The sequence below is a fragment of the Pseudomonas sp. 39004 genome, assembly GCF_028682155.1.
GTDB classification, from domain to species: domain Bacteria; phylum Pseudomonadota; class Gammaproteobacteria; order Pseudomonadales; family Pseudomonadaceae; genus Aquipseudomonas; species Aquipseudomonas capeferrum.
In genome coordinates, this window is sequence record NZ_JANIAG010000231.1 from 1 (window position 1) to 7010 (window position 7010).

Consider the following 7010-nt stretch of genomic DNA (forward strand, 5'->3'; position numbering starts at 1 on the left):
TTCCGATCTGGCGAATAGCGACATCGAAGTTGCCACTATTTTGAATCTATGTTGTTGAACGGTAAGTCAATGAAATAGCGTCTATATAAGTTGACCAGTTGAACAGCTATTATTTTTGCGTGCACTTGTTAGTTGATCAAATGGTCAGAAATGACGCTGAAAAGGTTGTAACGTAATGGGGCAGGGTTGAGAAAAGTGCACACAAAAATGGCACCTAAGGTGACATTCTTGTGTACAAAAAATAGTCAGCTTTCTACTGTGGCTTTCTTTAGGCCGCAGATTCAATCCATCGGCGGCAGCCGTCGCTTGACCGGGCTTTTCTTGATGATCGCGGTATTGGTCTCGGCCAGCACATTGATCCGGTCGAGCAGGGTGTCGAGCTGTTCCATCGAGCGCACATGCAGGCGGGCAATGAAGCAGTCCTCGCCGGTCACCTTGTCGCATTCAGTGAATTCGGGCAGCGCAATGATTTGCCGTTCCACTTCCTGCAACTGCCCCGGCAGCGGGCGGATACGCACGATCGCCTGCAGTTGATAACCGAAGCTGCGCGGGTCTACATCCACCGTGTAACCGCGCAACACACCGCGTTCCTCCAGGCGGCGCAAGCGTTCGCTGACGCTGGGGGCGGACAGCCCGCTGATCTGCGCCAGGGCCTTGAGCGAACGCCGCGAGTCTTCCATCAGTGCATTGATCAGCAGTTGGTCGATTGCATCGGTCATGCTTCACCTCGTCAGGCTGTTCGATTGATTTGCCTTGATAGTAAAGGCAGGTTGGCTGATACGCCTTTGATATCCGCTGGAAGGTCACCCTCTGCCCTTTGCATACTGTTGCCATCGTCAACGGGAGGTGTGAGATGGACAGTTCATTGCGCCGTGGCTCGCTGGAAATGGTCGCTGCCATGCTGATTTCCGGGACCATCGGCTGGTTCGTGCTGGTGTCGGGCCAGCCGGTGCTCGATGTGGTGTTCTGGCGGTGTGTGTTCGGCACCGGCACGTTGCTGGTGATCTGTGCTTCCTTGGGCTTCCTCAAGCCGGGGGTGATCGGCCGCACCGCATTTTTGCTGGCGATTGCCAGCGGCGTGGCCATCGTTGGCAACTGGGTGTTGCTGTTCGCCTCCTATTCGCGCGCTTCGATTGCCATCGGCACGGCGGTGTACAACGTGCAGCCGTTCATCCTGGTGGGGCTGGCGGCGGTGTTTCTGGGGGAGAAGATCACCCTGGCAAAGGTCACCTGGCTGAGTGTCGCCTTCCTTGGCATGTTGGCTATCGTCAGTGCCCACGGTGCGGGGCAGGGCAGTGGCGAGGATTACCTGCTGGGCATCGGCCTGGCGCTGGGCGCGGCGTTCTTGTATGCGATCGCTGCGTTGATCATCAAGCGCCTCAAAGGCACGCCGCCGCACCTGATTGCCTTGATCCAGGTGGCAACCGGTGTGCTGCTGCTGGCGCCGTGGGTCAAGCTGGGCGGTCTGCCTGGCGAGACCTCGGCATTGGCCAGCCTGGTGACCCTGGGTATCGTGCACACCGGGGTGATGTATGTGCTGCTGTACAGCGCCATCCAACGCTTGCCTACGGCACTGACCGGCGCGCTGTCGTTCGTTTACCCGATAGCTGCGATCCTGGTCGACTGGGTGGCCTTCGGGCACAGGCTGGCACCCTTGCAGTGGCTCGGCGTGGCGCTGATTCTGCTGGCGGCGGCAGGGATGCAGCAGGGCTGGTGGTTCCGCCCTGCGCGGGTTGCAGTCAAGCATTGAAGAGGCGGACAAGGGTAGAATGCCGCTTTTTCCAGCTTGCGACCCGCCATGACCTCGCCGATCCAGACCCTCGAGCAACACCTGCTCACCGCCCTCGACCCCGCCCCGCAGGAAACCCGCCGGCTGTTCCACGGCCGCGGCCGCTGCTGGCCGGGCCTTGAGCAAGTGACTGTGGACTGGCTCCAGGGCGTGCTGTCAGTAGCGCTGTTCCGCGAGCCGCCGGAAGGCCAGCTGGCCGAGCTGGAGGCCATGTTGCAGAGCCTGGCGCAGCGCCCGCAATGGGCTGGCCAGGCCATCCTCATCCAGCACCGCTACCTGCCGGACAGCCCCGGCCAATGGTTGCTGGGCGAGCCCTGCCAGCAGCGCGAGGTGGTCGAGGATGGCCTGACCTACCTGCTGGACCTGGGCGTACGCCAGAACAACGGCCTGTTCCTGGACATGCGCTATGGCCGACGCTGGGTGCGCGAGCAGGCTGCGGGCAAGCGGGTGCTCAACCTGTTCGCCTATACCTGTGGTTTTTCGCTGGCGGCCATCGCCGGGGGCGCCGAACAGGTGGTGAACCTGGACATGGCCAAGTCGGCGTTGTCCCGCGGGCGCGACAATCACCGGCTCAATGGCCACGATGCGTCGCGGGTGGCGTACCTGGGGCATGAATTGTTCAAATCGTGGGGCAAGGTGCGCAAGTACGGCCCTTATGACCTGATCATCATCGACCCGCCGACCTTCCAGAAGGGCAGCTTTGTGTTGACCCAGGACTACGCGAAGATCTTGCGGCGCTTGCCCGAGTTGCTGAACGAGGGCGGCACGGTGCTGGCATGTGTGAACGACCCGGCAATCGGCCCGGAGTTTCTGATCGAGGGCATGGCCGAGCAGGCGCCGACGTTGGCCTTCGTCGAGCGGCTGGAGAACCCGCCGGAGTTTCCTGATGCAGACCCAGCGGGGGGCTTGAAGGCCTTGGTATTCCGCCAGGCCTGAGTCTTCCTGCACCACCCCTTCGCGGTTTGCCCGCGAAGGGGCCGGGCGTGCCTGCATCAAGCAGTAACGGCGCGTACCGGCAGCGGATACACCTGGGCAAAGCTCACTTTCTCGGTCTGGTCCACACGCTTCTTCAGCCGTTCATTGAACGCCCGGCTAACCGCATACTGCCCGCCGGAAATGGTACGGAACTGCGCCGTCAGGACAAACCCGTTCAAGTCCATGCGGTCCACCCCGAACACCTGCAGCGGCCCCTGCAGGTTGATGCGCAGCAGCGGATCGTCGCTGATCGACTGCCCCACCTCATGGATCAGTGCCAGCGATTCATCCACGTCGCTGTCGTAAGTGAACTGCACCGAGAAGAACGCATAGGCGAACTGGCGCGACTGGTTGGTGACTGCCTTGATCTGGCCGAACGGCACCGAGTGCACGAACCCCTTGCCGTCGCGCAGGCGCAGGGTGCGGATGGTCAGGCTTTCGACGGTGCCGGCATGGCCTGAGTCGAGCACCACCCAGTCACCGATCGAGATGGTGTCTTCGATCAAGATGAACAGCCCCGTGATCACGTCCTGCACCAGTTGCTGCGAGCCGAAGCCGATGGCCAGGCCGATTACCCCGGCACCGGCCAGCAGGGGTGCGACGTTGATACCCAGGTTGGCCATGGTGGTGATGGTGCAGATGACGATCAGCACCACTTTTACGGCGTTGCGCAGCATCGGCAGGATGGTCCGCACCCGGGTACTCGGCTGGCGCGCTGCACGGCGCCCGACGGCGGGTTTCAGCGCTTCCTGGATGGCGGTGTCGAGGACCACCCATAGCAGCCAGGTCACCAGCAGGATCAGGCCGATGCTCGACAGCGAATTGCTGATGGCCTGGCCCAAGCTGTTGCTCAGGGCGAAGCCGATCACCGAAACGCCCCAGATGCGCCCGAGCAGCTCGATGAAAGCCACCGCCATGGCGATGCGCAACAGCGCGTGGGCGAGGCTGCGCAGCAGTTCCTTGTAAGGCCGTACCCGTTGCCCGGCATCCACTTCGCGGGGCGCCAGCAGGTGCTGCAGCAAGGTGCTGAGAAACACCGTGGACACCAGCAGCACGGTAGTCAGCAAGGCCTTTTGCAGCGCCTTCTGGCTTTCTTCGCCGGCGCCGATCAGGTGAATCGCCGAGACCAGGATCATCAGCAGGATCGGCAAGTACCACAGCACCGAGAAGATCCGCAGGGTTTCCTGCACGGCCCGGTGTTGCACGCGGTCCTTGAGCGCACGGTTGCGAATCAGATGGGCCACCGGGCGGCGCAGGCGGATCACCAGGCTGGCGAAGATGAACGTGGCGGCCAGGCCGGTGAACACCGCGATGCTGGCGGTGATGTTGCCGCCCAACTGGCGGGCGATCTGCGGGCTGGTCAAGGCATCGCTCCAGGCCGCCAGGAAGCCGATCAGAAACAGCGGTCGCGGGGCCAGGCGCTTGATCACGGCCACGGCCGGGCGCTTGTGGCCGGCATCGAACAATGTAATCAAGCACAGGATGATCGAGGTCGAGAACAGGCCGCTGCTGGTCGCGTAGGCCAGGCTCAGGCCCAGGGCACGGGCTACCGAGGGGTCGAGGAAACGGCTGACGTAGAGGGTCAGCGGGAGGCTGGCCAGCGCCGGCAGGGTATAGGGCAGCAGGTAGCCGAGCAGGCTGCTGGCGCGCTGGCGCTCGTTCAGCCATGGGGTGGCCGAAGCGCGCTTGCTGAGCCAGCGGCCGAGGCTGGTAAGCACCGCGAAGCTGGCGGCCCAGGTGAGGGTCAGCAAGATGAAGTTGGCCGCCAACTGCAGCGAATCGCTGGCCGAGTGGCGGTCGACCAGGCGTTCCATTTCCTTGGCCGCGCGGTCGGTGCGCAGGCGCCAGGCATCGACCAGGTGGGCATCGAGGTCAAGTTCCTGGGCGGCGCTGTCCAGGCCGTCGGCCAGGGCGCCGAGCAGCCCGCCTTGCAGGACCGGTTCCGGTTCGGTGGGTTGTTCTTCGGCAGGTGCAGGGTCTGCAGCCAGCAGATGGGTGCTCAGCAGGCAGCCGAGCAGCAGGGTGGAGAGGTAACGCAGCACTGGAGTACTCCTTCGGCCGGGGTGAGCGGGGCAGGGTTACTCAAGGAACTGATTGGTGGGGGTGGGGAAAGTTCGATGTGGTGTGTTATCAGCACCGGCCTCTGCGCGGGTAGACCCGCTGCCACAGAGGCCGACACTGGCTGGATCAATTACTGATTGGTGTAGATCTGGTCGAACACGCCACCGTCGTTGAAGTGGGTTTTTTGCACGGTGCGCCAGTCACCAAAGGTCTTCTCTACCGACAGGAAGTCCACTTTCGGGAAGCGGTCGGTGTACTTGGCCAGCACTGTCGCATCGCGTGGGCGCAGGTAGTTGTTGGCCGCGATTTCCTGGGCTTCTGGCGACCACAGGTACTTCAGGTACTCCTCGGCCACCGCCTGGGTACCTTTCTTCGCCACCACCTTGTCGACCACGCTCACCGGTGGCTCGGCTTCGGCGGACACACTTGGGTAGACCACTTCGAACTGGTCGCGGCCGAACTCGCGGGCGATCATTTCGGCTTCGTTCTCGAAGGTCACCAGCACGTCGCCGATCTGGTTGGTCATGAAGGTGGTGGTGGCGGCGCGGCCACCGGTATCAAGGACTGGCGCCTGCTTGAACAGCTTGCCGACGAAGTCACGGGCCTTGGCCTCGTCACCGCCTTGCTTGAGCACATAGCCCCAGGCTGACAGGTAGGTATAGCGGCCGTTACCCGAGGTCTTGGGGTTGGGCACGATCACCTGCACGCCGTCCTTGAGCAGGTCGGGCCAGTCTTTCAGTGCCTTGGGGTTGCCTTTGCGCACGATGAACACGGTGGCCGAAGTGAACGGCGCGCTGTTGTTCGGCAGGCGCGTCACCCAGTTGTCCGGCACCAGCTTGCCGTGATCGACCAAGGCATTGATGTCGGTGGCCATGTTCATGGTGATGACATCGGCCGGCAGGCCATCGATGACCGCACGCGCCTGCTTGCTCGAACCGCCGAAGGACATCTGCACGTTGACCTTCTCGTTGTGCTCGGCTTCCCAGTGTTTCTGGAAGGCCGGGTTGTAGTCCTTGTAGAAGTCACGCATCACGTCGTAGGAGACGTTGAGCAGGGTCGGGGCGGCCTGGGCCAAGTTGCCAAAGGCCAGGCCTGCGGCGAGCAGCGAGGCGGTGAAGAGTTTTTTCACGTTGCTTCCTTGTTCTTGAAAGGTTGTGGGCAGACTGCCTGCGACTATAGCGTTTGGTTCTTGGGCATTTAAAGACCGAATGGCGCTTTGCTTATGCACTTGGTTTGGCCACCTGGTAATTCTGCCAGTTGAAGGGAGGCTGCAGGCGTAGTGAAGTGACGTGAGGAATTAGAAGAGGGCAGGGCGATGCGGTCTCGGAAGGTAAGACAGACGGCTTGTCTGCTATCCAGCGACAGCGCCGGCTCCGTCCTATTGGCTCTAGCTGATAGTGATGTGCAGAGGCAGATCTACTGTGTATATGGTCATCGTGCCTTCGAAGATGGCACCTCCATAGGATTCAATGGCGAGTGGTTGGAAACGGTCAGTCAAGGGTATTTGCTCGGTAACGGATACAGAATGTACCGCCCGGTCCTCCGGAGGTTTCTTGCGCCGGATGCTGACAGCCCCTTTGGCGAGGGCGGGTTGAATACCTATGCCTACTGTGCTGGAGATCCAGTAAATCGAGTTGACCCCTCTGGGCACAAGTTCTCTATGACTGGCGCACTCAAAGCGACAAAGCTGATGAAGCGAACAGGCCGAACGTTGCGATCAGAGTCGAGCGTGCTCAGCTATGAAGAGCGAAAAAGCCAACCAAAATCTGTGAGCTACCAGTCCCTCAATATCGAGGTTGATGATGTTGAAAATCAGAACCTCGATCCTCAGAACGCGCTCCGGTCGGAGCAAATGCTATCTGTCTTTTATGAGTACGTATCCGCTGAAACAATGGGCGCTTTAGGGGACACGATGCGACAGCATCTCGGCCCCGATGCAAAGGATGCGTTCAATGCCACTAAGCAGCAGATTCTTGAGCAAAGTATTTCGAGAATTCGTCAAGGTCTGCCACCTCGTGGATCAGTAGATTTTGGTGAATAATGCATTCCCGCAGTTTCTTTTCGGGAGCTTCGTCAACTATCAGATCTGTCAGTTGACGGGTGCGCTGAGCCAGGCGCCGACCGCATGTGTGGTGAATCGGTGTTCGGGGAGGGCTTTGCCCTCCTTTCGCGACACAAGGCCGCT

At 61.2% G+C, this 7010-nt stretch carries 6 protein-coding genes; 3 read left to right on the forward strand and 3 right to left on the reverse strand.

Annotated features, from left to right (window positions below):
* Positions 1 to 281 precede the first annotated feature (281 nt).
* Positions 282 to 719 (reverse strand): Lrp/AsnC family transcriptional regulator, encoded by a 438-nt coding sequence (locus NP534_RS24705; RefSeq protein ID WP_033699412.1) that lies wholly within the window; start codon positions 717 to 719, stop codon positions 282 to 284.
* A 134-nt stretch (positions 720 to 853) separates the two neighbouring features.
* Here NP534_RS24705 and NP534_RS24710 point away from each other — a divergent pair, with 134 nt between their 5' ends.
* Positions 854 to 1750 (forward strand): DMT family transporter, encoded by an 897-nt coding sequence (locus NP534_RS24710; protein WP_274100454.1) that lies wholly within the window; start codon positions 854 to 856, stop codon positions 1748 to 1750.
* Between the two features lie 48 nt (positions 1751 to 1798).
* Positions 1799 to 2725 (forward strand): class I SAM-dependent methyltransferase, encoded by a 927-nt coding sequence (locus NP534_RS24715; protein WP_095063714.1) that lies wholly within the window; start codon positions 1799 to 1801, stop codon positions 2723 to 2725.
* Between the two features lie 56 nt (positions 2726 to 2781).
* Here the strand turns inward: NP534_RS24715 and NP534_RS24720 are convergent, their stop codons facing one another.
* Both NP534_RS24720 and NP534_RS24725 read right to left on the reverse strand, forming a co-directional pair.
* Complete coding sequence (locus tag NP534_RS24720) at positions 2782 to 4806, reverse strand: mechanosensitive ion channel family protein (RefSeq protein ID WP_274100455.1); 2025 nt, start codon at positions 4804 to 4806, stop codon at positions 2782 to 2784.
* 149 nt (positions 4807 to 4955) lie between these two features.
* On the reverse strand, positions 4956 to 5954 hold the full coding sequence (locus NP534_RS24725) for a sulfate ABC transporter substrate-binding protein (RefSeq protein WP_274100456.1): 999 nt from the start codon (positions 5952 to 5954) through the stop codon (positions 4956 to 4958).
* Positions 5955 to 6140: 186 nt separating this feature from the next.
* On the opposite strand from NP534_RS24725, the gene NP534_RS24730 reads away from it, so the two are divergent.
* Positions 6141 to 6866: an RHS repeat-associated core domain-containing protein gene (locus tag NP534_RS24730; RefSeq protein WP_274100457.1), complete on the forward strand. Its 726-nt coding sequence runs from the start codon at positions 6141 to 6143 to the stop codon at positions 6864 to 6866.
* Positions 6867 to 7010 lie beyond the last annotated feature (144 nt).

Bases quoted from the DNA above. Each gene is read 5' to 3' on its own strand.
- NP534_RS24710 (WP_274100454.1), top strand. From the start codon at position 854: ATGGACAGTTCATTGCGCCGTGGCTCGCTGGAAATGGTCGCTGCCATG.
- NP534_RS24730 (WP_274100457.1), top strand. From the start codon at position 6,141: ATGCGGTCTCGGAAGGTAAGACAGACGGCTTGTCTGCTATCCAGCGAC.
- NP534_RS24705 (WP_033699412.1), bottom strand. From the start codon at position 719: ATGACCGATGCAATCGACCAACTGCTGATCAATGCACTGATGGAAGAC.
- NP534_RS24715 (WP_095063714.1), top strand. From the start codon at position 1,799: ATGACCTCGCCGATCCAGACCCTCGAGCAACACCTGCTCACCGCCCTC.